At 72.4% G+C, this 21662-nt stretch carries 24 protein-coding genes and 1 pseudogene; 9 read left to right on the forward strand and 16 right to left on the reverse strand.

Annotation, left to right across the window (positions count from 1 at the left end; genetic code table 11):
• The first annotated feature begins 110 nt into the window (after window positions 1–110).
• A complete protein-coding gene (locus DT019_RS02595) occupies window positions 111–1355 on the forward strand; it encodes an MFS transporter (RefSeq protein WP_114034899.1) in 1245 nt (414 codons plus the stop codon).
• A 24-nt stretch (window positions 1356–1379) separates the two neighbouring features.
• Here the strand turns inward: DT019_RS02595 and DT019_RS02600 are convergent, their stop codons facing one another.
• Window positions 1380–1784 (reverse strand): MarR family winged helix-turn-helix transcriptional regulator, encoded by a 405-nt coding sequence (locus DT019_RS02600; RefSeq protein ID WP_114034900.1) that lies wholly within the window; start codon window positions 1782–1784, stop codon window positions 1380–1382.
• 160 nt (window positions 1785–1944) lie between these two features.
• Between DT019_RS02600 and DT019_RS02605 the strand changes: the two genes are divergently transcribed.
• Window positions 1945–2232 carry a DUF6332 family protein gene (locus DT019_RS02605; protein WP_114034901.1) on the forward strand — a complete coding sequence of 96 codons (288 nt, stop codon included), beginning with the start codon at window positions 1945–1947 and terminating at the stop codon, window positions 2230–2232.
• Here DT019_RS02605 and DT019_RS02610 read toward each other — a convergent pair.
• The 3 genes from DT019_RS02610 to DT019_RS02620 form a co-directional block, all read right to left on the reverse strand.
• Window positions 2193–2858, reverse strand: a complete 666-nt coding sequence (locus tag DT019_RS02610) for a response regulator transcription factor (RefSeq protein WP_114034902.1) — start codon at window positions 2856–2858, stop codon at window positions 2193–2195. The two genes, DT019_RS02605 and DT019_RS02610, sit on opposite strands and share 40 nt — an antisense overlap.
• Window positions 2855–4114 (reverse strand): sensor histidine kinase, encoded by a 1260-nt coding sequence (locus DT019_RS02615; protein WP_114035292.1) that lies wholly within the window; start codon window positions 4112–4114, stop codon window positions 2855–2857. The genes DT019_RS02610 and DT019_RS02615 overlap by 4 nt, the downstream gene beginning before the upstream one ends.
• Before the next feature lie 103 nt (window positions 4115–4217).
• On the reverse strand, window positions 4218–4916 hold the full coding sequence (locus DT019_RS02620) for a TetR/AcrR family transcriptional regulator (protein ID WP_114034903.1): 699 nt from the start codon (window positions 4914–4916) through the stop codon (window positions 4218–4220).
• Between the two features lie 169 nt (window positions 4917–5085).
• Between DT019_RS02620 and DT019_RS02625 the strand changes: the two genes are divergently transcribed.
• On the forward strand, window positions 5086–5541 hold the full coding sequence (locus DT019_RS02625) for a nitroreductase family deazaflavin-dependent oxidoreductase (RefSeq protein WP_114034904.1): 456 nt from the start codon (window positions 5086–5088) through the stop codon (window positions 5539–5541).
• Between the two features lie 37 nt (window positions 5542–5578).
• Here DT019_RS02625 and DT019_RS02630 read toward each other — a convergent pair whose 3' ends face one another.
• The 4 genes from DT019_RS02630 to DT019_RS02645 form a co-directional block, all read right to left on the reverse strand.
• Window positions 5579–6889 carry an alpha-glucosidase/alpha-galactosidase gene (locus tag DT019_RS02630; RefSeq protein WP_114034905.1) on the reverse strand — a complete coding sequence of 437 codons (1311 nt, stop codon included), beginning with the start codon at window positions 6887–6889 and terminating at the stop codon, window positions 5579–5581.
• Window positions 6890–6950: 61 nt separating this feature from the next.
• The gene (locus DT019_RS02635; RefSeq protein WP_114034906.1) at window positions 6951–7838 is read right to left on the reverse strand and encodes a carbohydrate ABC transporter permease; all 888 of its coding nucleotides are present in this window, start codon (window positions 7836–7838) and stop codon (window positions 6951–6953) included.
• Window positions 7835–8833 carry a carbohydrate ABC transporter permease gene (locus tag DT019_RS02640; protein ID WP_114034907.1) on the reverse strand — a complete coding sequence of 333 codons (999 nt, stop codon included), beginning with the start codon at window positions 8831–8833 and terminating at the stop codon, window positions 7835–7837. Before DT019_RS02640 ends, DT019_RS02635 begins: the two co-directional genes overlap by 4 nt.
• 31 nt (window positions 8834–8864) lie before the next feature.
• Window positions 8865–10211 (reverse strand): ABC transporter substrate-binding protein, encoded by a 1347-nt coding sequence (locus tag DT019_RS02645; protein ID WP_114034908.1) that lies wholly within the window; start codon window positions 10209–10211, stop codon window positions 8865–8867.
• 367 nt (window positions 10212–10578) lie between these two features.
• On the opposite strand from DT019_RS02645, the gene DT019_RS02650 reads away from it, so the two are divergent.
• The gene (locus DT019_RS02650; protein ID WP_114034909.1) at window positions 10579–11298 is read left to right on the forward strand and encodes a TNT domain-containing protein; all 720 of its coding nucleotides are present in this window, start codon (window positions 10579–10581) and stop codon (window positions 11296–11298) included.
• A 41-nt stretch (window positions 11299–11339) separates the two neighbouring features.
• Here DT019_RS02650 and DT019_RS02655 read toward each other — a convergent pair whose 3' ends face one another.
• Window positions 11340–12641, reverse strand: a complete 1302-nt coding sequence (locus tag DT019_RS02655; RefSeq protein ID WP_114034910.1) for a geranylgeranyl reductase family protein — start codon at window positions 12639–12641, stop codon at window positions 11340–11342.
• A gap of 141 nt (window positions 12642–12782) precedes the next feature.
• Between DT019_RS02655 and DT019_RS02660 the strand changes: the two genes are divergently transcribed.
• Together DT019_RS02660 and DT019_RS02665 are read left to right on the forward strand one after the other, a co-directional pair.
• The gene (locus tag DT019_RS02660; RefSeq protein WP_114034911.1) at window positions 12783–14147 is read left to right on the forward strand and encodes a dipeptidase; all 1365 of its coding nucleotides are present in this window, start codon (window positions 12783–12785) and stop codon (window positions 14145–14147) included.
• A gap of 84 nt (window positions 14148–14231) precedes the next feature.
• Complete coding sequence (locus DT019_RS02665; protein ID WP_114034912.1) at window positions 14232–14942, forward strand: MBL fold metallo-hydrolase; 711 nt, start codon at window positions 14232–14234, stop codon at window positions 14940–14942.
• Here DT019_RS02665 and DT019_RS02670 read toward each other — a convergent pair.
• Window positions 14901–15941: an NUDIX hydrolase gene (locus tag DT019_RS02670; protein ID WP_114034913.1), complete on the reverse strand. Its 1041-nt coding sequence runs from the start codon at window positions 15939–15941 to the stop codon at window positions 14901–14903. The genes DT019_RS02665 and DT019_RS02670 overlap by 42 nt on opposite strands.
• A gap of 242 nt (window positions 15942–16183) precedes the next feature.
• On the opposite strand from DT019_RS02670, the gene DT019_RS39315 reads away from it, so the two are divergent.
• Together DT019_RS39315 and DT019_RS02675 are read left to right on the forward strand one after the other, a co-directional pair.
• Complete coding sequence (locus tag DT019_RS39315) at window positions 16184–16357, forward strand: hypothetical protein (RefSeq protein WP_189389042.1); 174 nt, start codon at window positions 16184–16186, stop codon at window positions 16355–16357.
• A gap of 135 nt (window positions 16358–16492) precedes the next feature.
• Window positions 16493–17209 (forward strand): 2OG-Fe(II) oxygenase, encoded by a 717-nt coding sequence (locus DT019_RS02675; RefSeq protein ID WP_114034914.1) that lies wholly within the window; start codon window positions 16493–16495, stop codon window positions 17207–17209.
• 9 nt (window positions 17210–17218) lie between these two features.
• On the opposite strand, the gene DT019_RS02680 is transcribed toward DT019_RS02675, so the two are convergent.
• The 5 genes and pseudogenes from DT019_RS02680 to DT019_RS39320 all read right to left on the reverse strand — a co-directional run bounded on the left by DT019_RS02680 (window position 17219) and on the right by DT019_RS39320 (window position 20479).
• Window positions 17219–18124, reverse strand: coding sequence for an AAA family ATPase (locus DT019_RS02680; RefSeq protein ID WP_262985301.1), 906 nt, complete (start codon window positions 18122–18124; stop codon window positions 17219–17221).
• A 26-nt stretch (window positions 18125–18150) separates the two neighbouring features.
• Window positions 18151–19356 (reverse strand): T4 RnlA family RNA ligase, encoded by a 1206-nt coding sequence (locus tag DT019_RS02685; RefSeq protein WP_223279273.1) that lies wholly within the window; start codon window positions 19354–19356, stop codon window positions 18151–18153.
• 79 nt (window positions 19357–19435) lie between these two features.
• Window positions 19436–19708 (reverse strand): hypothetical protein, encoded by a 273-nt coding sequence (locus tag DT019_RS02690; RefSeq protein ID WP_114034916.1) that lies wholly within the window; start codon window positions 19706–19708, stop codon window positions 19436–19438.
• 200 nt (window positions 19709–19908) lie between these two features.
• Window positions 19909–20052: pseudogene (locus DT019_RS02695) on the reverse strand (carbohydrate ABC transporter permease); the annotation flags it as partial.
• Between the two features lie 175 nt (window positions 20053–20227).
• Entirely contained in the window at window positions 20228–20479 is a 252-nt protein-coding gene (locus tag DT019_RS39320; protein ID WP_189389162.1) for a hypothetical protein, read from the reverse strand.
• Window positions 20480–20836: 357 nt separating this feature from the next.
• Here DT019_RS39320 and DT019_RS40695 point away from each other — a divergent pair, with 357 nt between their 5' ends.
• Window positions 20837–20983 carry a helix-turn-helix transcriptional regulator gene (locus DT019_RS40695; protein ID WP_114035294.1) on the forward strand — a complete coding sequence of 49 codons (147 nt, stop codon included), beginning with the start codon at window positions 20837–20839 and terminating at the stop codon, window positions 20981–20983.
• A gap of 402 nt (window positions 20984–21385) precedes the next feature.
• Here DT019_RS40695 and DT019_RS39060 read toward each other — a convergent pair whose 3' ends face one another.
• Window positions 21386–21592 carry a hypothetical protein gene (locus DT019_RS39060; RefSeq protein WP_147267251.1) on the reverse strand — a complete coding sequence of 69 codons (207 nt, stop codon included), beginning with the start codon at window positions 21590–21592 and terminating at the stop codon, window positions 21386–21388.
• Window positions 21593–21662 lie beyond the last annotated feature (70 nt).

Raw genomic sequence — 21662 nt, forward strand, 5'->3', positions numbered from 1 at the left:
GGATGCCGGGCCGCCGGGCTCCGCCTGGGACGACGCAGGCGGCCGCGCGGGCCGTCCCCGCGCCGTCCGGGCCGGTTGATGCGCCGCCGCGCTGCCCCTATCCTGACTTTGTGCCGCTACTAAACAAAGTACGGACGGCCGCTCCGGGGGGACCTGGCGAGAACAGCGCCGCGCCCTCCCTGTTCCGCCTCCGCTCCGCCCTGACCGTGTTCTTCGCCCTCGACGGCTTCCTGTTCGCAGGCTGGGTCGTCCGCATTCCCGCGATCAAGCAGCAGACCGGGGCCTCCGCGGGCGAGCTGGGTCTGGCCCTGCTCGGCGTCTCCGCCGGGGCGGTCGTGACGATGGTGCTGACCGGGCGGCTGTGCCGCAGGTTCGGCAGCCATCCGGTGACCGTCGCCTGCGGCGCGCTGATGGCCCTCACCCTCGCGCTTCCTCCGCTGACCCACTCGGCCCTCGCCCTCGGACTGGTGCTGCTGGTGTTCGGCGCCGCGTACGGCGGCATCAACGTGGCGATGAACAGTGCCGCCGTCGACCTGGTCGCGGCGCTGCGCCGCCCGGTGATGCCGAGCTTCCACGCGGCGTTCAGTCTCGGCGGGATGGTCGGCGCGGGCGTCGGCGCGCTGGTCGCGTCGGGCCTCTCCCCCACCGCGCACCTGCTGGCCCTCACCGGGGTCGGCCTGGTCGTCACCGCGTCGGCCGGGCGGGAGCTCCTGCGGCACCCGGCGCCGGTGCACGCGAGCACACCCCACACACAAGGGCGCCGGCTCGACGGACGGGCCCGGCGTCTGGTGCTGCTCTTCGGCGTGATCGCGCTGTGCACCGCGTACGGCGAGGGCGCGATGGCGGACTGGGGCGCACTGCACCTGGAACAGGACCTGGCCGCGGCGCCGGGCGTCGCCGCCGTCGGCTACTCCCTGTTCGCCCTGGCGATGACGGCCGGGCGGCTCTCGGGCACCGCGCTGCTCGAACGGCTCGGCCAGACCCGCACGCTGGTGACGGGCGGGCTCACCGCCTGCGCCGGGATGCTGCTGGGCGCCCTGGCTCCGACGGTCTGGCTCGCCCTCGCGGGCTTCGCCGTGATGGGCCTCGGCCTCGCCAACATCTTCCCGGTCGCCGTCGCGCGGGCCGGCGCGCTCGCCGGGCCCGGCGGGGTGGCCGCGGCCTCCACCCTCGGCTACGGCGGCATGCTGCTCGGGCCGCCCGCGATCGGGCTGCTCGCCGAGTGGTCGTCGCTGCCGCTCGCCCTGACCACGGTCGCCGTCCTGGCCGCGGGCGCCGCGCTGATCGGCTGGACCGCGCGGCACGCGAGCGCGCCTCAGAACCGGGGCCGGGTGACGGAAAGTCAACTGCCCTGACCTGAAAGGGAGGTGGCGGACGTGCTAGCGGGAGTCGCGGTGCGTGAGCATCCGGGAGAGAACCGCACGCTGGAGCGGAAGCACCTCGGCATGGCGGGACCGGCCCGACTCGGTGATCGACACGCTCACCCCGCGCCGGTCCTCGCTGCACATCCCCCGCGCGACCAGGCCGTCCTTCTCCAGACGCCCCACCAGGCGGGACAGCGCGCTCTGACTGAGGTGGATGCGCGAGGCCAGCTCCTGCACGCGGAACGTGCAGCCGGGGTCGCCCGCGCAGCCCTCGGCCAGAACGTCGAGGACCTCGAAGTCGCTCGCGCCGAGCCCGTAGGGATGGAGCTCGCGGTCGAGTTCGCACGTGGTGCGCGCGTGCAGGGCGAGGAGTCCCCGCCATTCCTCCACGAGCAGGCGCTCGGTCTTCTCAGCTGCCATGGCCGCACGGTAGCAGAGCCGGGCCGGTTTGTTGCATGCGAATTAAATGCATTCACACTCAATGCACGCGCATGTACCCTGTGTTGTGCACGCACCGGGGGGAGGGACGGCCGAGGGGCGATGGTTGCCCGTCGGCCGTCCCTGCTGTGAAACTTCGCGCATGGGGACACGGAGCCGGGCCGAGCGGGACGCCATCACGATCGAGATCGGATACGCGCTGGCCAGCGCCCTGTTCGCGGCCGGCGTGGTGTTCGGCGCGATCGGCGGCTCCGGCTACGCGCTCGAACTCCCGCCCGCCCTGCGGCGGGTGCTCCTCCTCATCGGCGGCGGCTGCGCCGTCCTCGTCTTCGTCTGGCGGACCGTGCACGTCCTGTGGCGCTTTCCGCACGGGGCCGGCCGCGGCCCGCGTCAGCCCAGCCAGCCCGGCCGCACCAGACCCGACTCGTAGGCCAGGACGACCAGTTGGGCCCGGTCGCGGGCACCGAGCTTCACCATCGCCCGGCTGACGTGCGTCTTCGCGGTCAGCGGGCTGACCACGAGCCGCCGGGCGATCTCCTCGTTGGAGAGCCCGATGCCGACCAGCGCCATCACCTCCCGCTCTCGGTCGGTGAGTTCGGCCAAGCTGTCGGCGCCGGCCGGTTCCTTCGAGCGCGCGGCGAACTCGGCGATCAGGCGCCGGGTCACGCCGGGTGAGAGCAACGCGTCGCCATCGACCACCGCACGGACCGCGCGCAGCAGTTCGTCCGGTTCGGTGTCCTTCACGAGGAACCCGGAGGCACCGGCGCGGATCGCCTCGAAGACGTACTCGTCGAGCTCGAAGGTGGTGAGCATGACCACCTTGACGGCGCCCAGGTCCGGGTCCGAGGTGATCGCGCGAGTGGCGGCGAGACCGTCGAGCCTCGGCATGCGGATGTCCATCAGGACGATGTCCGGCCGTAGCCCGCGCACCAGCTCCAGCGCCTCCTGCCCGTCGGCGGCCTCCCCCACCACTTCGATGTCGGCCTGGGCGTCGAGCAGCGCCCGGAACCCCGCCCGTACCAGGAGCTGGTCGTCGGCCAGCACTACGCGGATCACGCGTCCTCCTTCGCTTCGGCGGCCAGCGGGAGGCGGGCGGTGACGCGGAAGCCTCCGGCCGGGACCGGCCCCGCGTCGATGGTGCCACCGAGCGCCGCGGCCCGCTCCCGCATCCCGATCAGTCCGTTGCCGCTGCCGCCCGCGTCGCCGCCCGACGCGGGCCCCTCGTCGTCGACGCGCAGCACCAGGGCACCGCGCTCGTAGGCGACCTCGACCCGGGCGGTGCGCGCCGCGGAGTGGCGTACGACGTTGGTCAGCGCCTCCTGCACGATGCGGAAGGCGGCCAGGTCGGTGCCGGGCGGAAGGGTCCCGCGCCGGCCGGTCGTCGTGGTCTCGACGGTGAGTCCGGCGCTCGCGGCCTGCTCGACCAGTTCGGGGAGGCGGTCGAGGCCGGGGGCCGGGGAACGCGGTGCCTCGCCGCGCGCCCGCAGCGTCTCCAGGACCTGGCGCACCTCGCCGAGCGCCTCCTTGCTCGCCGACTTGATGGTGGTCAGCGCGGTGCGGGCCTGCTCGGGGTCGGAGTCGAGCAGGGCGAGGCCGACCCCCGCCTGGACGTTGATGACCGAGATGCTGTGGGCGAGCACGTCGTGCAGTTCGCGGGCGATCCGCAGCCGCTCCTCGTCGGCCCGCCGCTTCGCCGCGGCGGCCCGCCCGGCCCGTTCCCTGGCCCACTGCTCCCGTCGTACGCGCACCACCTCGGCGACCGCGATGATGGCCACCGCCCAGGCGGCGATGCCCAGTTCCTGACCCCAGGGGGCGGCGCCGTCGCCCGCCGGGGGGAGCCAGCGGTAGAGCCAGTGGGCGACCAGGAGGTGCCCGAGCCAGAGCATGGCGATCGCGGCCCAGGCCTGGCGGCGGCAGCCCGCGACGACCGCGGCGAAGCAGCCGACCATGACCGGCAGGAACACCGGGCCGTAGGGGTATCCGGCACCGAGGTAGACCATGACGGCGGCCGACGCGGCGAACACCGCGACGACAGGGTGGCGACGACGGACCAGGAGCACCCCGCAACCGGCGACCAGGAGCCCGTGGGCGAAGGCGTCCAGCGGAGCCCGGCCCGTCTGCACATGGGCGGCGAAGTGGGAGCCCGCCAGGACGAACACGGTGAGCGCGGCCGTGGAGGGCCAGGGCAGCCGCACCGCGCGGGCGTCCTCGTCGCCGGGTCCCCGCACCCAGCGCCGCGGCAAGGGCGGCGGCCCCTCCTGTCGCCAGGACGGGCCGCCGCAGCGTGCGGGGCCGGGTGACTGCTTCTCCATGGCGGCCACGCTAGACCGCGGCCCGGGCCCGCGGCGTCAGCCGTGCGAGGTGATCACCCGTACTACGCGGGGAGTACGGGCCCGGGCGGACGGCGGGGAGGGGCTACGCGGGAAGCACCAGGCCCACCGAGCGGGCCAGCTGCTCCGCGGCCTGCGCGAAGAACGGCTCCCGGTCCTCGACGACGCGGTGGAACTGGCCGAACACCTCGAAGGAGACGAGTCCGAAGAGCTGCGCCCAGGCCGCGACCAGCGCGGCGGCCACGGCCGGGGGCAGGTCGGGGGCGAAGTCGGCGGCCATCCGCTCGGCCTCGGCGCGCAGCGGCGCGGCGAGCGGCGGGGGCGCGATGCCCTTGCCCTGGTGGGCGTCCCGGGCGATCGAGATGAGGACGAGTCCGACCCGGGCGGCGGGGCCGACGGTCGCCTCGGGGGCGGTGTAGCCGGGGACGGGCGATCCGTAGATGAGCGCGTACTCGTGGGGGTGGGCCAGCGCCCACGCGCGCACCGCGCGGCAGACCGCGGTCCAGCGGGCCGCGGGCGACGCAGCGGCCCGCTGCCTGGCCAGGGCCTGCTCGGCGGCTTCGCCCACCGCGTCGTAGGCGTCAACGATGAGGGCGGTCAGCAGCTCGTCCCGGCTGGGGAAGTACCGGTAGAGGGCCGAGGAGACCATGCCGAGCTCCCGGGCGACGGCACGGAGCGAGAGTCTGGTCGCACCGTCCGCCGCCAGCTGCTTTCTGGCCTCGTCCTTGATGGCCGCGGTGACTTCGATACGTGCCCGTGCGCGGGCTCCCTGGACGGTGCTCATGGCCTCAGTCTGCCAGCCGGGAGAGCAGTGGCCAAGAACGCGACTGCCGCACACAAAACAGATCGGCGAACCTTTCTGTGAGCAGTGCTCTTGCTTTGGGGCACCGCTGCGGTGCAGACTGCTCACGAACGAGAGCACCGCTCTCTCTCACCCTCACGGGAGACACACCATGTCCGCATCCGCACACGTCCAGAAGCCCGGCTGGTTCACGGTCAACGTCCTCAACCGCGCCGTCGCCTGGATGACCCGCCGCGGCATCAGCGTCTGGGGCTCGCGGGTCCTGGCGGTCCGCGGCCGCAAGAGCGGCGAGTGGCGCCGCACCCCGGTCAACCTGTTGACCTTCGAGGGGGCCCAGTACCTGGTGGCCCCGCGCGGGCACGTCCAGTGGACGCACAACATGCGGGCGGCGGGCGGCGGCGAACTGCACCTGGGCAAGAAGACCGAGGTGTTCACCGCGGTCGAGGTCGCCGACGACGACAAGCCCGCCCTGCTGCGCGCCTACCTCAAGCGCTGGAAGGCCGAGGTCGGCGTGTTCTTCAACGGCGTCGGCCCCGACTCCAGCGACGAGGAGCTCCGCCGGATCGCCCCCGACCACCCCGTCTTCCGCATCACGATCACCCAGTGACCCCATCCGGTCGCCCGGCCCCCTCCCCCACCGGGGCTCAGTGCCCCAACACGGCCCTCAACTCGGGCTGCAGCAGCGGCTCGTGCGCCCGTACGAGGTCGTCACACAGGTCCCAGATCCGCTCGACGGGCAGCGCGGCGGCCGTCGCCGGATCGCTCATCGCGGCGTGCCGGATGTGGCGGGGCTCGCCGAGGACGGCGGCCCGCACCACCAGGTCGGTCACCGACACATAGGCCCGGTTGAGCGCCGCGCACTGCGCCGGCAGGGCGCCGATCCTGGTGGGCTGCACCCCCAACGCGTCGACCAGGCACGGGACTTCGACGACCGAGTCGGCGGGCAGGTTGTCGATCAGGCCCTGGTTGGGCACGTTGCCGTAGACGGTGCGCGGGGTGCCGGTGACGATGCTGTGGACGATCTGCGGGGCGTACTCCATGGTCCCCTCCACCGGCAGCGGCCGCCCCGCGGCCAGCGCGTCACGGGTGCGGGCGTAGGTGGCGAGGTTGTCCTCGACGATGTCGAGGTAGACGCCCACCGGCAGGCGCAGCCGGTCGACCTCCGTGTCGTGGTGCAGATACCAGGGCACGTACTCCGAGGAGTGCTCGCTGGTCTCGGTGGGGTAGTGGCCGAGCCTGCGGTACATGTCGACGCGCACCCGCCGCAGCAGTTCCGGGTCCTTGGCGATGACCTCGTCGAGGAGCGGGTACAGATCCCGGCCGGCGCGCTCGAACCGCAGCACCCAGGACTGGTGGTTGACCCCGGCCGCGAGGTAGGAGACCTCCTCGAAGGTGGTGCCGACCAGTTCGGACAGGTCGTGCATCGTCCAGTACACCGAGTGGCACAGGCCGACGGCCCGCAGCTCGGGGGCCACCCGGTGCAGGTACAGCAGGTTCATCGCCATGGGGTTGGTGTAGTTCAACAGCCAGGCGTCCGGGCAGAGTTGGGCGAGGTCGGCGGCGAGCGAGCGCAGCAGCGGGAAGGTGCGCAGGGCGCGGAAGATGCCGCCGACGCCGAGGGTGTCCCCGATGGTCTGGCGGAGTCCGTAGCGGGCGGGGATCTCGAAGTCGGTGCGGGTGGCCCGGTCCATGCCGATCTGGACGGTGTTGATGACGAAGTCGGCGCCGTCGAGCGCCGCGCGCCGCTCCAGGTGGGCGGTGACCGTCGGCGCCGCGCCGAGCTCGCCCGCGATGTGGTGGGCGGCAGCCTCGCTGGTGGCCAGGCGCTCGGGGTCGATGTCGTGGAGCGCGATGCGGGCGCGGGCGAACTCGGGGAAGGCGAACAGGTCGGCGAGCAGCCCCTGGGTGAATTCCACGCTGCCCGCGCCGATGAAAGCGATCTTGGTCTCGGTCATGCCGTGCTCCCTCGTGCGCGGGCACGGGCGGCGGCCTCGTCCCGGGTGGTGACGGACGGGGTCAGCCCTTCAGGCCGCTCGACGTCAGCGACTGGATGAACGTCTTCTGCGCGAACAGGAACGCCAGGAGCACCGGAAGCACCGTGATGACGTTGCCCGCCATCACCGCGGACCACTTGGTGTGGTGCTGGCCCTGGAAGGTGGTCAGGCCCAGTTGCAGGGTGTAGTGCGCGTCGTGGTTGATGGCGATGAGCGGCCAGGAGAGGTCGTTCCAGGTGGCGAGGAAGGTGAGGACCGCGACCGTGGCGAGTGCCGGGCGGGCCAGCGGGGCCACGATCGAGACCAGGACCCGCAGCCGCGAACAGCCGTCGATCCAGGCCGCTTCCTCCAGCTCCCGCGGCAGGGAGAGGAAGAACTGCCGGAAGAGGAACACCGCGAACGGCGTGACCAGGGACGGCACGATCAGCGCGCCGAGGGTGTCGATGAGCCCGAGCCACTTCATCACCAGGAACGTCGGGATCATGGTCAGCTGGAACGGCACGGCCATCGTCGCGAGCATCAGCCCGAGCAGCATCCGCGATCCGGCGAACCGCATCCGCGCGAAGGCGTAGCCGCCGAGCGCCCCGAGCACGAGGTTCGAGGTGACGGCCACGAACGCGACGATGCACGAGTTCAGGAACCAGCGCGGGAACATCGCGTTGCCGAGCACATAGCGGTAGCCGCCGAGGTCGATGCCGTGCGGCCACAGCGCGGGCGGGAAGCGGTTGATCTCCGCGTTGCTCATCACGGAGCTGATGACCAGCCACACCAGCGGCAGCGCGAAACCGATCGAGAGCGGCGCGAGCAGCAGGTGCCAGGGGCTGAACGGCAGCCGCCGCCGGCGTGCGGTGCGGCGGGCAGGGGCACTGACGGAGGCGGCGGCCCCCTGGGTCATCGAGGGCGCGGTCATCGGCCCGCTCCTTCCGCTGGGACAACGCCCGCTCCCCGTACGCCGGCCGGCTGCGTACGTTCCCGGTGGCGCCGGTAGAGGCGCAGCACGACGGCCGCGGCCACCAGGCCGATCGCGAGGACGTAGGCCGCGGCGGCGCCGTATCCGGCGGTGAAGTTCTGGAAGGCCTGCTCCCAGACGAAGTAGACGATGACGGTGGTGGCGCCGAGGGGGCCGCCCTTGGTGGTGACGTACACGAGGTCGAAGACCTGGAGGGCGATGATGAACTGCCACAGCACGAGGAAGACGGTGACCGGGGTCAGCGAGGGCAGGGTGACGTGGCGCAGCACCTGGGCCCGGTTGGCCCCGTCGAGGCGGGCCGACTCCACGAGTTCGGCCGGTACGTCCTGGAGCGCCGCGAGGTAGACGATCACGCAGAACCCGATGCCGCTCCACAGCGAGATCAGCAGCAGGACGTAGAGGGCCTGGCCCGGGTTGGAGAGGAAGCCCTGCGGGGAGACCCCGATGTGGTGCAGGAGCGCGTTGGCCACGCCGAACTCGGGGTCGAAGATGAACGAGAACAGCACGCCCTGCGCGGTGGCGGAGACCACGAACGGGATGAAGACGAGGGTGCGGTAGAGCCCGACGAGGCGGATGCGCCGGTTCAGGGCGAGCGCGAGGGCGAGCCCTCCGGCCAGGCTCAGGGGGACGTAGACGGCCGCGTAGATCAGGGTGTTCTTGACGGCGGTGCGGAACGCCGGGTCCTTGCTGAGCGCGTGGTAGTTGTCGAGGCCGACCCAGCGGCCCGGGGTGACCAGGTCGTCCGCGCGGAACGAGAGCAGCAGCGACCACAGCAGCGGTACCACGCTGAGCCCGAGGATGACCAGGACGGCGGGGCTTATGAAGGCCCACGCCGTGGCGGTCTCGCCGCGCGCCCGGCGGCGCCTCGCGGCGCGGGCCGCCGGGGTCGGGTCGAGCGTGAGCGGGCGGGGGGTCCGCGGCCCAGTACTTCTCATCTCTCAGGCCCTTCTGGTCACGGAGTCGGCTTCAGCGCGGGATCAGCAGGGCGGCGTCGGCCTTTTCGACGCACTGGCGCATGGCCTTGTCCGGGGAGGAGCGGCCCAGCAGAATCGCGACGACGGCCTCGCCGAACGCCTGCGAGATCTGCGGGTACGCCGGGTGCACGGGCCGTACCCGCGCGGACTCCAGGGCCTTGGTGAACACCGGGAGTCCCGCCGTCTGCGCGGAGTGGTCGACCCAGGCGGGCAGGCGTGCGCTCTCCGCGCTGAGCGGCAGGCTTCCGGCGCCGATGTCCCACTTGGCGTCCTGCTCGGGCGCGATGAGCCACTCGACGAACGTGACGGCGGCCTGGGAGCGGGCGGAGCCGTTGTCGAAGACGGTCCAGGTGTCGGGCCCCGAGATGGTGACCGGGCGCCCGCTGAACGAGGGCAGCGGCACCACCGCGTAGTCCACCTTCGCCGTGATGATGTCCGGCAGCGTCCAGGGGCCTCCCAGCACCATGCCCATGCGTCCCGACAGGAAGACCTGGTAGAGCTGGGCGCTGCCCGGCTTGGGGTCGATGTAGACGCTCTTGCCCTCGACGAGCGAGGCGACGGTCTCCAGGGCCCGGCGGCCCTGGTCCGCGAAGCCGATGCTCTTGCCGCCGGGCGCGATGATCTCCCCTCCGAGATCCCACACCATCGGCCACAGCCGCCAGGTGGTGTCCTCGTCTCCGACCCCGGGCCAGCCGGTGCCGAAGACGCCCTTGGAGGCGTCGGTGAGCTTGTGGGCGGTGTCGATGAACTCGGCCCATTTCCAGCCGGGTTGGGGCAGTGGCAGGCCCGCCCGCTGAAAGAGCGTCTTGTTGCACACGACCGCCATGGAGTCGACGAGGGAGGGCGCGGCGCGCACCTTGCCGTTGACGGTCACCGCGTCGCGCAGCGAGGGCCAGTAGTCGGTCCAGGGCACGGGGCCGTTGCGCAGGGCGGTGGTGAGGTCCACGACGCGCGGGCTGCGGGCGATGCTCGCGATGTCCGAGCCGAAGACGTAGGCGATGTCCGGGTACGAGCCGGAGGCCAGGGCGGCGGTCACCTTCTGGAGCATCACGTCGGAGGTCGCGCCGCCCCCGGTGTCGACGCGGATCTTGGAGTGGGTGCGGTTGAACTCGGCCACCAGGGCCTCGATCGCCTTCTTCGAGGTGTCGGTCTGGCCGTGCCACAGTTCGACGGTGACCGTCCCGTCAGGGCCGACGCCCTCGGCGGAGGAGCCGCAGGCCGCGAGGGCCGGTGCGGCGACGGCAGCCACCGCGCAGCCCGCTGTCGCCCTCAGCAGCGCGCGGCGGTCCGGCGCTCTGTGGGGCGAGGGGGCGGTGGAGTGATCCGGGCCGGCGGGCATGATCCGCTCCATCCCTCGCGGGTACGTCCCCGCCTCGGACCCGGGTCGGATCCTGGCGACTCGGGCCGGATGGGGACCCCGGCATGGGTTCCCCGTCGGCTGGGCGCACCTCTCGCGGTGCCGGATCGCGCCGCGATCCGGGCCACTGGCTGGATGAAAGCGCCTCGTGCCGCCGGGCGTCAAGGGCCCGGAGCCGTGTCGTCGGGGTGCTGCGCCGGATGGGGGTGCCGCAGCTGCGCGCAACGGTCCCGATTCGGACCGCGACCGGCCGCTATTCGGCCGAACTTGCCACCGGGGGCCCTCAAGTCACTTTCTTCCCAGTAGATGTGATGGCTCATCATCTCTGAGGAGGATCCCGGTGAAACCCATGCGCAGACTGCGCGTTCTCGTCGGTACGACGTTCGCGGCACTGGCCGCGACGGCGCTGCTGGGCACCGGCACCGCGCAGGCGGCCTCCGACACGGGCCCCGTCGCGGCCGCCCCGGCGGAGCGTCCGGCCGCGTGCACCGGGACGTACCGGGGTGACGAGCGGCTCGGCCCGCGGAACCTGCCCCGGCGCTGGGACGGACCGGTGGGGCCGCTGGTCCTCGGCTACCACCGCACCGGACACCAGAGCCCTCGGGCGTTCCTGGCCACTTTCTGGGACCCGGCCGCCGGCTCCTGGAAGTACCCGCCGAACGACGGCTTCGCCACCCGCCCCGACGGCACCCCGGACAAGCACGCCGTCGCGCTGCGGGTCGGCGAGGACCTGGACCGGTTCGGCTCCGAGTACGGCTCGTTCCTCGCCCCGGCCGGTGCCCGCTACAGCGAGCGGGCGCTGCCCCCGCAGAGCCTGATCACGCGGGAGGCCGCCCACCCGTGCGCCTATCACGCGTACGCGGTGGTGAAGTCCTTCACCGTGTGGCAGGGGCGGATCGCCCCCTGGTTCGACCAGCCGGGCGGAGGGCGGCAGATCAAGCTGGACCCGGCGTTCGTCGACCCCGGCCAGGGCCAGTCCCTCAACGTCAAGTGGCTGCTCGACCACGGCTACCTCAGGGCCGAGAGCAACCCGGCCGCCGCGGCGAGCGCGCTCGCGGGCCTCGGCTGAACCCGGCCGGGCCGGGGCGGTGAACCCCGGCCCGTGCGGGCTCAGCGGTCGACGGCGTCCAGCGCGCGCCGGGCCATCGGGTGGGTGCGCACCAGACCGGCCAGGGTGGTGGCGCCGCGGGTGATGTCCGCGAAGGCCTTCCACGCGGGCCTGAATCCGGTGATCGCGGCGTGCAGGAGCAGCGGGCGCTTCTCGAAGAGGGCGAGCATCCGGCGGCCCACGCCCATCTCGACGCCGAGCCCGGCCTTGATGGCGAACGCGTAGTTCAGCGCCTGGCGGCGGGCGTCGACGGCGTCCTGCGACTCGGAGATGCGCACCGCCCACTCGCCCGCGAGACGCCCCGAGCGCAGCGCGAAGGAGATGCCCTCGCGCGTCCACGGCTCCAGCAGGCCCGCAGCGTCGCCGCAGACCAGGACCCGGCCGCGGGACAGCGGCGAGTCGTCGCTGCGGCAGCGCGTCAGGTGTCCGGAGGAGACGGCCGGCTCGAAGCCCGCGAGGCCGAGCCGGGCGATGAAGTCCTCCAAGTAGCGCTTGGTGGCGGCGCCCTCGCCGCGCGAGGAGATCACGCCGACGGTGAGGGTGTCGCCCTTGGGGAAGACCCATCCGTAACTGCCGGGCAGCGGGCCCCAGTCGATCAGGACGCGGCCCGCCCAGTCCTCGGCCACGCTCGGCGGCACCGGGATCTCGGCCTCCAGGCCCAGGTCGACCTGCTCGGTCTTGACCCCGACGTGGGCGCCTATGCGGCTCGCGCTGCCGTCGGCGCCGACGACCGCGCGGGCGAGCACGGTCTCCCCGTCGGACAGCACGACGGCGACGGTGCGCCGGTCGGGCACGGCCGCGCCGTGCTGCTCGACCTTGGAGACGGTGACGCCGGTACGGATCACGGCGCCCTCCTTCTCGGCGATCGCGACCAGGCCGGCGTCGAACTCCGGCCGGTTGATCAGCCCGAACAGCATCTTCTTCGACCTGCGGGTGCGGGTCAGCTTCCCGTTGAGGGAGAAGGTGACCGCGTGCACCCGGTCCTGGAGGGGCAGTTCGAAGCCGGGGGGCAGGGCGTCGCGCGAGGGGCCGATGATGCCGCCGCCGCACGTCTTGTAGCGGGGCAGCTCGGCCTTCTCCAGGAGCAGCACCGTGCGCCCCGCGGCCGCCGCCGCGTGGGCCGCCGAGGCCCCCGCGGGGCCGGCCCCGACCACGACGACGTCCCAGACGGGCCCCGCACCCGGTCCGGTCACCGATTCGGCGGCGGGCCCGCCCTGGTGCTCCCCCAGGGGTCCGTCCGTCCCAGCGTCTGCGTTCTCGCTGCTCACGATGTGCCTTTGCTCCCCGTCCGACCCGTGGCCCATGCTGACGACCGCATCCTACGGGGCAGTAGCCCCGCCCTCCTGTCCTGGCCCGCTGTGGGAGGATCGGCCATACCTTCGCCGTACACACACGTACACCTGCGTATCTGTACACACAACGTCGCACCCACGAGGAGCGTGCCCATGACCGCACATCCGATCGCCGAGACCGTCGCGTCCCTGATGCCCCGCGCCAAGGCGGAGCTCACGGAACTGGTCGCGTTCCAGTCGGTGGCGGACGAGGCGGTGGCGCCGAGGAGCGAGTGCGAGGCCGCCGCGAACTGGGTGGCCGACGCGCTGCGCGCCGAGGGCTTCGAGGACGTCGCCCTGCTGGACACCCCGGACGGCTCGCAGTCGGTGTACGGCCTGCTGCCCGGCCCGGTGGGCGCGCCCACCGTCCTGCTGTACGCGCACTACGACGTGCAGCCGAAGCTGGACGAGTCGGCGTGGGTGACCCCGCCGTTCGAACTGACCGAGCGCGACGGGCGCTGGTACGGGCGCGGAGCCGCGGACTGCAAGGGCGGCTTCATCATGCACCTGCTCGCGCTGCGCGCCCTGAAGGCCAACGGCGGCGTCCCCGTCACGGTCAAGGTGATCGTGGAGGGCTCGGAGGAGCAGGGCACCGGCGGCCTGGAGCAGTACGCCGAGGCGCACCCGGAGCTGCTCACCGCCGACGCCATCGTCATCGGCGACACCGGCAACTTCCGCGTGGGCCTGCCCACCGTGACGGCGACGCTGCGCGGCATGACCATGATCCGCGTCCAGGTCGACACCCTGGAGGGCAATCTGCACTCCGGCCAGTTCGGCGGCGCGGCCCCGGACGCGCTGGCCGCGCTCATCCGTGTCCTGGACTCGCTGCGCGACGAGCACGGGCAGACCGTCATCGAGGGCCTGGCCGCGGACTCCGCGTGGGACGGACTGCAGTACCCGGAGGACGAGTTCCGCCAGGACGCCAAGGTCCTGGACGGGGTGGCGCTGCCGGGCACCGGCACGGTCGCCGACCGCATCTGGGCCCGCCCGGCCGTCACGGTCATCGGCATCGACTGCCACCCGGTGGCCGGCGCGACGCCGTCCATCCCGGCCAGCGCCCGCGCCCAGATCAGCCTGCGGGTGCCGCCCGGCCAGGACGCGGCCGAGGCGACCAAGCTCCTCTACGCCCACATCGAGAAGCACGTCCCGTGGAACGCCCGGGTCACCATCGAGCAGGTCGGCCAGGGCCAGCCGTTCCGCGCGGACATCAACAGCCCGGCCTACACCTCGATGGCCGAGGCGATGGCGGTGGCCTACCCGGGCGAGGAGATGCAGTCCTCGGGCATGGGCGGCTCGATCCCGCTGTGCAACACCCTGGCCGCGCTCTACCCGCGCGCGGAGATCCTGCTCATCGGCCTCAGCGAGCCCGAGGCGCAGATCCACGCGGTCAACGAGAGCGTCTCGCCCCAGGAACTGGAGCGCCTGTCGATCGCGGAGGCCCACTTCCTGGTCAACTACGCGGAGTCCAAGCGGGGTTGACCCCCGGGCAGGTTCAGCGCTCGGCGGACATCGCGCAGAGCGTAGATCCATGCGGCGACCGGCGTCGCGCCGTACGTTCGCCGCATGGATCTCCTACCGGTACTCCCCCGGCTGCACCTGTTCCGCTTCCCCGTCGGCCAGGCCTACCTGTGGCGCGACGACGACGGGCTGACCCTCATCGACGCCGGTGACGTCAACGCCGCCGCGCCCATCGAGGACGCGGTGCGCGGGCTCGGCCTCGATCCCGCCGCGATCCGCCGCATTGTGATCACCCACTGCCACCGGGACCACGTCGGCGCGGCCGGGGAACTCGCCGAGCGGTACGGCGCCGAGGTGATCGCGCACCGGCTCGACGCCCCGGTGATCCGGGGCGAGCGGCCGACCCCGGAGCCGGTGCTCCTGGACTGGGAGCGTCCGCTGTACGAGCACGCCCTGACGGTGCCCCCGGCGCCGTCGACCCGGGTGGACCGCGAGGTCGCGGACGGGGACGCGCTGGGCTTCGGGGACGGCGCGGTCGTGGTGCACTCCCCCGGCCACACCGACGGCTCGATGGCGGTCCATCTGCCGCGCCACGGCGTGCTGTTCACGGGTGACAGTGTGGCCGGGGTCGGCCAGGTGATGGTGGGCGTCTTCAACACCGACCGGGAGCGGGCGCTCGCCTCGTTCCGCCGGCTGGCCGGGCTCGCCGCGGACACCGTCTGCTTCGGGCACGGCGACCCGCTGACCGACGACGCGGCGGCCGTCATGAAGGCCTCAGCCGACCGGGACTCCGGCCTCCAGGTTGAGCACGGTTGACCGTTCGCGCGCCCGCAGCGCCCAGCGCAGCCGCTCGAAGCGGGCGGGCGGCAGCAGCTCCGCGGCCTCCTGCTCGCTGACGAAGCGCCAGCCGCGCAGTTCGGCGCCGGGCAGCAGCACGTGCCCGGCCCGGTCGACGTCGAGCGTGCCGCCGTCGAAGAGCAGGCGCAGGCCGCCGAACCCGGGAGGCCTGGGCGGCTCCCAGTCGACGACCAGGAGCCGCGGCAGGCGGTCGAGCCGGACGCCGAGTTCCTCCTCGACCTCGCGCACCCCGGCCCTCGCCGGGGCCTCGCCGCGCTCGACGACACCGCCGGGGAACTCCCAGCCGGGCTTGTAGGTGGGGTCGACCAGGAGCACCCGGCCGTCCTCGTCGAAGAGCAGCACCCCCGCGGCCAGCGTCTCGGCGGTGGGCTCGGGGGTCTGCACGATCTCGCACGCGCGGGCCGCTCCCGAACGGACCGCCTCGGCTATTCGCTCGGCGGTCTCGCGCGGGCCGAGGGCCCCGTTGTCGACGGCGTGGGCGTCGGCGGTGAGCCAGCCGAGCGCGCGCCGGAAGGGTTCGATGTGCTCGTACGCCCATCTGCGAACGCGCTGCTCATCGGCCCCGGGATCGCCGGGGAACTCCACCCGGGCCGCGATCCGGGCCCGCAGGATCGTTTCCTCCTGGGTGAGCAGGACGTGGCGCACGGGGATGCGGCGGGCCGCGAGGCCGCCGAAGATCTCGTCCCGGTACTCCTGCCTCAGCAGGGTCATCGGCACCACGAGCACCCCGCCGACCTCGGCGTGCAGCGCGGCGGCGCCGTCCACCACCAGGCGCCGCCAGATCGGCAGGTCCTGATAGTCGGTCACCTGGTCCAGCATCTTCTGCGGCAGCAGGTGCCGCAGTGCCCCGCCGATCACCTCGGGGTCGTAGAACGTGCTGTTCGGGATCAGGTCGATCAGCTCGCGCGCGGTGCTGGTCTTGCCCGCGCCGAACGCACCGTTGATCCAGACAATCACGGTTCCCCCTCTTCGATAGCCCCCAGTGGACTGCCCGCAACACCCTGCCACGGAAACCCGCGCCCGGCTCGGGCCCCCCTTGATCGCGCACACAACTGTGGCCGGGCCGTTGCCTGCCGCATGCGACCTTCCGGCCCCCCGACGCGTCTTGGTGTACGAGCACCGGCCACGGGGGGCCGTAACGCCGACGACGCGGGCGTCGTTGTGCGAGTGCCGGCCGAGACACAAGGGGGTGCGGCGAAATGCGCCGTACAGTACTGGAACGTTTTCCCGCGGGCGGGCCGCGTGGCCACTGGCCCGCCGAGGAGTTCGCCCGGGAGCGCAGGAACGAGGGCCTCGCGGCGGAGGTCGTCATGGATCTGGAGAGCGACGCCTTCCTGGTCGTCGTCACCCGCCCCGTGCCGGAACCGGTCTGACGCCCGGCCGCGGGCGCGAGCCCAGCACGACGTCCGGATTCCGCCGGTCGGCGCGGCCCGCGGGCGTGACCCTCGATGTGCGGCACCGTCTCGGCCCGGGCCCCACGCTCGGCGCCCCGCACATCGGAGGGCCACATGTCCAGCAACCGCACGGCCGATCGCGTGGGCGCGGGTGACTGGCCGCGGATCGTCGAGGAGCTCGACGCCCACGGCTGCGCCCTGACGCACCGGCTCCTGACCCCGGCCCAGTGCCGAAGCCTCGCCGACCTGTATGACCTGGCCGACCGGTTCCGCGCGACGGTCGACATGGCGCGCCACCGCTTCGGGTCCGGCCAGTACCGCTACTTCGCCGAACCGCTGCCGGACCTGGTGCGGGAACTGCGCGCCGCCTTCTACCCGGTGCTGCTGCCCGTGGCCCGGGACTGGGCGGCCCGGCTCGGGCGTCCGGCGCCCTGGCCCGACACCCTCGACGAGTGGCTGGCCCGCTGCCGAGAGGCCGGCCAGGCCAAGTGCGCGCAGATCCTGCTGCGGTACGCGGCGGGCGACTGGAACGCCCTGCACCGCGACCTGTTCGGCGACGCGGTCTTCCCGCTCCAGGTCGTCATCGGTCTCGACGCGCCCGGCACCGACTACACCGGAGGCGAGTTCCTGCTGGTGGAGCAGCGCCCGCGGGCCCAGTCCAGGGGCACCGCGACCCTGGTTCCGCAGGGCCACGCGCTGGTCTTCACCACCCGGGACCGGCCGGTGGCCTCCCGGCGCGGCTGGTCGGCGGCGCCGGTGCGGCACGGCGTGAGCACCGTGCGCTCCGGACACCGGCGCACCCTCGGCCTCGTCCTCCACGACGCGACCTGATCAACTCCCTCAGAAATCACCGTAGTTGACCTGCCAGGTGGGCAGGCCCATGCGGCGCCACACCGCGACGACCCGGTCGCGGTCGTCCAGGCTCACGCGGACGTTGAACCGGTGGCGCACATGCGCGTCGAAGAGTTCGGCCTTCACCAGGTCGTCCCGCCGCCCGTCGCCGGCCGGCCGCATCCACAGCTCGTCGTACGGCACGTCGTGCGCGGCGAGCCACGCCTGCGTCTGCGGCCGGAACTCCTCGCCCCGCCCCGAGAGCAGCACGATCGTGTCGCCGTGCGCCTGCCGGAAGCCGGTCAGCGCGTCGCGCACACAGCCGTTGAGGCCGTCCTGCTCGCAGCGGGCGAAGTCGTACGGGTTGCGGTTCAGGTTCATCGCGAGCGTGCCGTCGATGTCGCACATCACCGCGCTGGGCAGCGCCGCGTCCGGCGTGTAGGGCTCGACCTCGGCCAGCACGACGGTGTCGTTCATCCAGGCGTCGGTGAGCCGCCAGCCGCCCCGTACCGCCTTGGCGTGCTTGTCGGCGAGCAGGCGGATGATGTCCTCGCCGACCGGGACGGCGCGGGCCGCGTCGCGGCGCAGGCACTCCTCGACGGGCACCCCGGTGAAGTCGTGCACGACGAAGCGGGCCCGGCCCGCCACCGCGGCCTTGAGGCGCTTGGGGATGTGCGGGGTCAGATGGGTGTTGTCGACGACGACGTCGAACCCCGCGGCCAGCGTCTCGCGCACCGCCGCGTCCTGGATGGCGAGGACGGACTGCTCGGCGGTGTGCGAGCGGTCGGGTCCCGCGCCCGCGGGGTTGAGCATGGCGCGCAGGTCGTCGAGGTTGACGCGGCGGCACTGGCCGCCGGAGTCCGCGACGAGTTCGCGGGCGGCTGTGGTCTTGCCGGAGGCGGGCAGTCCGGTCATGACGTGCACGGTGGGCATGGAGCGGTTCAGCTTTCGTCGTCGTTCGTGAAGGGGTCGGCGGCCGCCGGTTTGACGGACCGCCAGATCATGAGGTCGATGCCCCGGCCGTCGAGCAGCTGGAACACGGCCGCGCGGACGGTACGGTCCTCGATTCGCTGGGCGGCGCGGGCGAACGCGCCCCGGTCCTGGGCGAGCCGGGAGACCTCGGCGAACCGCTCGGCGGCGAGTCGGGACAGTTCGCCGGCCTGTCCGTCCAGCCGCGCCGTCACGGCCCGCACCCAGGCGTCGAACTCGTCGGGGACCTGCTGGAGCATGGCCTCCAGCGGGTCGGCGCCGTCGGCGGTGAGTTCCGCGATCTCGCCGGGGGCGCAACCCAGCGCCTGGGCGACCCGCTTGGGGTCCTCGCCGCCGAACCGGCGGATGCCGAGGTAGCGCCAGATGTCGCGTTCGGTGATGCCGGTCAGCACCTTGTGCAGCCGTACGTACTCGCTGATCTTCGCCTTGACGCGCAGGCCCGAGGCGTACCGGATGACATAGCCCTCGGCGTCCGTGCCGGTGGCCTCGCCGCCGTCGGCCCAGACGTTCGCCTCGGCGCGCGCGAGGAGTTCGGCGAGCGGCAGCGCGGGCCAGGACCGGGCCACCGAGCCGACCGGCGCCCAGTCCTCGGCGGCGCGCGAAAGCCCGATCTCCTCGCCCGTCGCGTCGTACGCGGCGAGCAGCACGAGGTCGCGCCGGCCGCCGTAGTCCACGACGATCCGGTTCTCGGGGTAGAGGATCTCCACGAGGTAGGTGACGCCGGGCCGCAGGGTCGCCGTGTCCCGTCCGTCGAGCCAGGCACCGGCCCAGGCGGCCTGTTCGGAGGTGAACGAGCCGCGGGAGGCGACCCGCCACCGGCCCTCGTAGTGGAAGACGATGCCGAGCGAGCCGTCGACCTTGTCGTACACCTCGAACGGCTCGTCGGGCAGCGGCGGCGCGTAGGGGCGGCCGTGGGTGTGCTCGCCGACGTTGAAGAACTTGGGCAGGCAGTGCGCCACGATCGTCCCGGTCGCGTCGTCGACCACGAGTCCGCGACAGCGGGTGGTCACCTCGTCCCACGCCTGCTCGTACTGGCAGGCCCTCGTGTAGGAGAGGATGGAGAGCGGCAGTGCGGGGTGCGCCTTGCGGACGACGTGGCCGGCGTCGATGGCGGCGGCCAGGCCTGCGGGCGGGATGAGGCGGTCGAGGTCGATCACTGCTTGCTCCTGGAAAGGGTGCTGTCACCTGCAGCTTGACCGATCCCGACCGCGGGGGCGAGGTATTTTCGATCAGCGCTCAGGCGGCGAGCGGCACGCTGGGCGCGATGAAGTAGCCGTCCCGGTCGTACCAGCGGATCTCGGTGACGCGGACTTCGCGGACACCGGTGCGCTGGAAGATGGGGTCCATGAGCGCGGCCCCTTCCGGTGCGTCGGCCGGCTCCCACCGCAGGATGGTGACGGTGGGGTTCACCGGGCTGGGCCGCCGGGCGACCTCGCGGCCGGGCAGCGGGTTCCCCGCCGTGTCCAGGTCGTGCAGGAGAGCGGTGGCGACGTGCAGTTCGACGGTCATGGCGGTCTCCGGGGCCGGGCTGCTCCCGCCCGGGTGAGGGCCGGGCGGGTCCGCAGGCGTGTATCTGCTGAGGGTCGCAGACCCTGAGGTGAACGCCTCAAGGCACCCTTGAGGCGTGCTGGAGCCGGGATCGATGTCCGCTCGCGGCCACGCCGAACTCCGGCTGGATTCCGCCTTTCTGACGTTTCGTCAGCCGTACGTCACCCCTTGCTGGAGCCCAGTGTGAGGCCCGCGATGAAGTGCCGTTGCAGCAGCAGGAAGACGACCAGGGTGGGGAGGGCGACGATCACCGAGCCCGCCGCCAGCAGGTTGTAGTCCGTGAAGAACTGCCCGCGCAGGTTGTGCCACCAGCGGATTCGGTCCCCGGAGACCCCAGCAAGGCCCTGAACTGCTGGTATTGACCTCCCCTGACTTGCCGCGGGTGACCCTGAGTGAGGCTTTGGGGGCTCCCTGGATGCTCCCCAGCCGCCGCTCGCTCCCCAGATTCTCCCCAGCGTGAGCGCCAGACAGGCACCCTGTTCAGCGCTTTCGCCCTCGCAGGGGATGGGCGACGTGCCCCGCTTCGTAGGGTACGCCGGCCTTCTCGGCCGCGCGGCGCCGGACGCCTTCCATCTCAACTACGCAGTCGCGGCAGGCGCGGACTTCCAGTGCGCCGTCGTTTCGCGGGTGAAGCGTCGACACGGGTGTCGTGTCGACCTCTCCGCGGGAGGGGTGCCGGAAGCACAGTCCGGGGGTCCACTCGTAGAGCGAGAGGATCTCGCGGCTGTCCATGGAAGATCTCCTACTTCCCGCCCGTGCGATGGCATACATGGCCTCTCCTGTGCTCTTTCCCCAACGACACACGCAGGCTGGGCCTCGTTCACACGATTAGGTGAACTTACGTTCGATTGCGGACATTAGACCTAGCCCGACGGCATATGCCAGCGGGACACAGGACCGTTCAGTGCAGGGTGCCGCCGGGGCGTCTACCGGACTAACTTCAAGATCATTAAATGCCTCAAAGTAGCTGCTGACTTATGATCATGATCGGCAGAGCGTTTTGGGGTGCCAGCCGACCAGCCTCAGTGGATCCTCGACGCCCGTCGAGCCGTCGGCCTACGCGTTCGCGACGCCCGCGTCTGGCGCGACATGACCCAGGAGGAGCTAGCCCACGAAGCCGGGATTGACCGGTCGTCGGTCCAGCGCATCGAGCTCGGCCAGAATGACCCGAGGCTCACTCACCTGCTGCGGATCGCCAGCGCTCTTCACGTCCACGTGCGGGACCTCCTCGGCTAGGCGGCCACGCTGGGGGCTGGGCCGGAGTTACGTGATTGAACCACCGCTTCCGACTGGCGGAAACGGATATGCGCACCTTCGGTGCAACTTGCGGCGACTCAGGAGCGTAGCCCCCGAGCATCCTTACATCGGACACCACCTTGCCCCGCATATGCCAGCAGCGGAAGGGTGCGCGCGCATATATGCACAACTCGCGGGCGCGCTCCGTACACACGGGGTGCGATCCGATGACCAACCGTCAATCTGTGGCCTGAGCTGCGGCGACTGCCCTGCGCCGGTTCGGCCAGCGTTCACCCGTCGCCCAGTTGGAGTGATCCCCGGAATGCCCCGGCTCGTCCAGACAGTGGGTACCTGTGCGCGGGTGCCGGTCCCAGCAGTGCCCCGGCATGCGGGGCGGCTCGCTCACGCCCACGGGAAGGCCATCACCACCGACGGCTCGTCGGTGACGTGGTACAGCGGCTTGATTCCGTGGTCGGCGGCGCAAGCGGCGTGCGCGAACACGGGCCGCGGCGGCCCGCTCGTTATGGCGGCCAGCCGGATACAGCAATCGGCCCCGGGCTGGGGGCAGTAGAAGCACGCCCGCGGGGCTTCGCCGCTTGTCTCGGTCATGTCGGGTCCCGCCCATCATCGTGATCAGGTACGGGACCAGCGTGGCGAACACGGGCGGGCTGAATGCTCA

Origin of the sequence: Streptomyces sp. SDr-06, assembly GCF_003324565.1 — a bacterium.
Lineage (GTDB): Bacteria > Actinomycetota > Actinomycetes > Streptomycetales > Streptomycetaceae > Streptomyces.

Coding starts and splice junctions, on each gene's coding strand:
- DT019_RS02645 (WP_114034908.1), bottom strand. CDS start 10,211: ATGCCCGCCGGCCCGGATCACTCCACCGCCCCCTCGCCCCACAGAGCG.
- DT019_RS39320 (WP_189389162.1), bottom strand. CDS start 20,479: ATGGACAGCCGCGAGATCCTCTCGCTCTACGAGTGGACCCCCGGACTG.
- DT019_RS02675 (WP_114034914.1), top strand. CDS start 16,493: ATGTCCAGCAACCGCACGGCCGATCGCGTGGGCGCGGGTGACTGGCCG.
- DT019_RS02665 (WP_114034912.1), top strand. CDS start 14,232: ATGGATCTCCTACCGGTACTCCCCCGGCTGCACCTGTTCCGCTTCCCC.
- DT019_RS02600 (WP_114034900.1), bottom strand. CDS start 1,784: ATGGCAGCTGAGAAGACCGAGCGCCTGCTCGTGGAGGAATGGCGGGGA.
- DT019_RS02620 (WP_114034903.1), bottom strand. CDS start 4,916: ATGAGCACCGTCCAGGGAGCCCGCGCACGGGCACGTATCGAAGTCACC.
- DT019_RS02650 (WP_114034909.1), top strand. CDS start 10,579: ATGCGCAGACTGCGCGTTCTCGTCGGTACGACGTTCGCGGCACTGGCC.
- DT019_RS02625 (WP_114034904.1), top strand. CDS start 5,086: ATGTCCGCATCCGCACACGTCCAGAAGCCCGGCTGGTTCACGGTCAAC.
- DT019_RS39315 (WP_189389042.1), top strand. CDS start 16,184: ATGCGCCGTACAGTACTGGAACGTTTTCCCGCGGGCGGGCCGCGTGGC.
- DT019_RS02680 (WP_262985301.1), bottom strand. CDS start 18,124: ATGACCGGACTGCCCGCCTCCGGCAAGACCACAGCCGCCCGCGAACTC.
- DT019_RS02655 (WP_114034910.1), bottom strand. CDS start 12,641: ATGGGCCACGGGTCGGACGGGGAGCAAAGGCACATCGTGAGCAGCGAG.
- DT019_RS02660 (WP_114034911.1), top strand. CDS start 12,783: ATGACCGCACATCCGATCGCCGAGACCGTCGCGTCCCTGATGCCCCGC.
- DT019_RS02630 (WP_114034905.1), bottom strand. CDS start 6,889: ATGACCGAGACCAAGATCGCTTTCATCGGCGCGGGCAGCGTGGAATTC.
- DT019_RS40695 (WP_114035294.1), top strand. CDS start 20,837: ATGACCCAGGAGGAGCTAGCCCACGAAGCCGGGATTGACCGGTCGTCG.
- DT019_RS02635 (WP_114034906.1), bottom strand. CDS start 7,838: ATGACCGCGCCCTCGATGACCCAGGGGGCCGCCGCCTCCGTCAGTGCC.
- DT019_RS02640 (WP_114034907.1), bottom strand. CDS start 8,833: ATGAGAAGTACTGGGCCGCGGACCCCCCGCCCGCTCACGCTCGACCCG.
- DT019_RS02605 (WP_114034901.1), top strand. CDS start 1,945: ATGGGGACACGGAGCCGGGCCGAGCGGGACGCCATCACGATCGAGATC.
- DT019_RS02615 (WP_114035292.1), bottom strand. CDS start 4,114: ATGGAGAAGCAGTCACCCGGCCCCGCACGCTGCGGCGGCCCGTCCTGG.
- DT019_RS39060 (WP_147267251.1), bottom strand. CDS start 21,592: ATGACCGAGACAAGCGGCGAAGCCCCGCGGGCGTGCTTCTACTGCCCC.
- DT019_RS02690 (WP_114034916.1), bottom strand. CDS start 19,708: ATGACCGTCGAACTGCACGTCGCCACCGCTCTCCTGCACGACCTGGAC.